Source organism: Sphingomonas sp. (assembly GCF_031361285.1).
Lineage (GTDB): Bacteria > Pseudomonadota > Alphaproteobacteria > Sphingomonadales > Sphingomonadaceae > Sphingomicrobium.
In genome coordinates, this window is sequence record NZ_JANMCO010000167.1 from 1 (window position 1) to 1,875 (window position 1,875).

General features: G+C 62.2%; 4 protein-coding genes and 1 pseudogene. All 5 read left to right on the forward strand.

The window, feature by feature from the left end:
* Positions 1–185 precede the first annotated feature (185 nt).
* Entirely contained in the window at positions 186–554 is a 369-nt protein-coding gene (gene rplN, locus RMO25_RS13200; protein WP_294010200.1) for a 50S ribosomal protein L14, read from the forward strand.
* 2 nt (positions 555–556) lie between these two features.
* Positions 557–877, forward strand: a complete 321-nt coding sequence (rplX, locus tag RMO25_RS13205; protein WP_309663063.1) for a 50S ribosomal protein L24 — start codon at positions 557–559, stop codon at positions 875–877.
* On the forward strand, positions 870–1,448 hold the full coding sequence (gene rplE, locus RMO25_RS13210; protein WP_309663064.1) for a 50S ribosomal protein L5: 579 nt from the start codon (positions 870–872) through the stop codon (positions 1,446–1,448). Before rplX ends, rplE begins: the two co-directional genes overlap by 8 nt.
* A gap of 32 nt (positions 1,449–1,480) precedes the next feature.
* Positions 1,481–1,786: a 30S ribosomal protein S14 gene (gene rpsN, locus RMO25_RS13215; protein WP_309663065.1), complete on the forward strand. Its 306-nt coding sequence runs from the start codon at positions 1,481–1,483 to the stop codon at positions 1,784–1,786.
* A 10-nt stretch (positions 1,787–1,796) separates the two neighbouring features.
* Positions 1,797–1,875 (forward strand): annotated as a pseudogene (locus RMO25_RS13865) (30S ribosomal protein S8); the annotation flags it as partial.

Below are 1,875 nucleotides of genomic sequence, written 5' to 3' on the forward strand. Positions count from 1 at the left end.
CCCAAGCCGGTCAAGGGCAAGGCGCCGCCGCCGACACCGAAGAAGCCGGCCAAAGTCAAGGCCGAAGCCGACGCCAAGGCCAAGGCCGACGCCAAAGCCGACGCCGCGGCCAAAGCCGACACCGCCGCTAACGCCGACGCCAGCGCCGACGCCTGAGCAGATTTGAAAGAGAGTAGGGTCGAACCATGATCCAGATGCAGTCCAACCTCGAGGTTGCCGACAACAGCGGCGCGAAGCGCGTTCAGTGCATCAAGGTGCTTGGCGGATCCAAGCGCCGCACTGCTGGCGTTGGCGACATCATCGTCGTTTCCGTCAAGGAAGCAGCGCCGCGCGGCCGCGTGAAAAAGGGCGACGTCCACCGCGCGGTGATCGTTCGCACGGCCAAGGATATCCGCCGTCCCGACGGCTCGGTGATCCGCTTCGATTCCAACGCCGCGGTGCTGGTCAACAAGAATGAGGAGCCGATCGGCACTCGTATCTTTGGCCCGGTCGTTCGCGAGCTCCGGGCGCGCAAGCACATGAAGATCATCAGCCTTGCGCCGGAGGTGCTGTAACCATGGCCGCCGCGAAAATCCGCAAGGGCGACCAGGTCGTCATCCTGTCCGGCAAGGACAAGGGCAAGACCGGCGAGGTCGTGCGCTCGATCCCCAAGGAAATGAAGGTCGTGGTGTCGGGCATCAATGTCCACGCCCGCCATCGCAAGCCGTCGCAGACCAACCCGCAGGGTGGGATCGAGCGCAAGGAAGCACCGATGCACGTGTCGAAGGTCGCGATTGCGGACCCCAAGACCGGCAAGGCGAGCCGCGTCCGCTTTGAAACGCGCGACGGCAAGAAGGTCCGCGTCGCGGCCAAGTCGGGGGAGCTGATCCATGGCTGAGCAGAAATACGCGCCGCGCCTCAAGGGCGATTATCAAGAGCGGATCGTCCCGGCGATGATCGAGCGCTTCGGCTACAAGAGCAAGCTCGAGGTGCCGAAGCTCGACAAGATCGTGATCAACATGGGCGTCGGCGACGCCACCCAGGACAAGAAGCGCGTCGAGACGGCGGCTGCCGAAATGCAGCTGATCAGCGGCCAGAAGCCGGTGATCACCAAGGCCAAGAAGTCGATCGCCCAGTTCAAGCTGCGCGAAGGCATGCCGATCGGCTGCAAGGTCACGCTGCGCCGTGAGCGGATGTACGAATTCCTCGACCGGCTGGTGACCATCGCGTTGCCGCGGGTTCGCGATTTCCGCGGGCTCAACCCGAAGTCGTTCGACGGTCATGGCAATTATGCGATGGGCCTCAAGGAACAGATCATTTTCCCCGAAATCAATTACGACGAGATCGACAAGGTCCGGGGAATGGACGTCATCATTACCACCACGGCGAAGTCGGATGAGGAGGCGCGCGAACTGCTGCGCCTGTTCAATTTCCCCTTCCCGGCAGAGGAGCAGCGGGAAGCCGCGTAAGCGGTTTCCCCTTCAGGAGAAGAACTTAAGTCATGGCGAAACTGAGTTCGATCAACAAGAACGAGCGGCGCAAGAAGCTCGTCCAAAAGAATGCGGCGAAGTACGCGAAGCTGAAAGCGATCGCGAACGACGAGTCGAAGGACGACACCGAGCGCCTGATCGCGCGCCTGAAAATGGCCGAGCTGCCTCGCAACGGGAACCCCACGCGGGTTCGCAACCGTTGCGAGCTGACCGGCCGGTCACGCGCTTATTATCGCAAGTTCCGCTTGTCGCGGATCATGCTTCGGGAATTGGCCAATAAGGGCCTGATTCCCGGCGTGACCAAGTCGAGCTGGTAAGGGAAGACGAATGGCGATGACCGATCCCCTGGGCGATATGCTCACCCGCATCCGCAACGGCCAGCAGGCGTCAGGATCGAGTCCTTCTT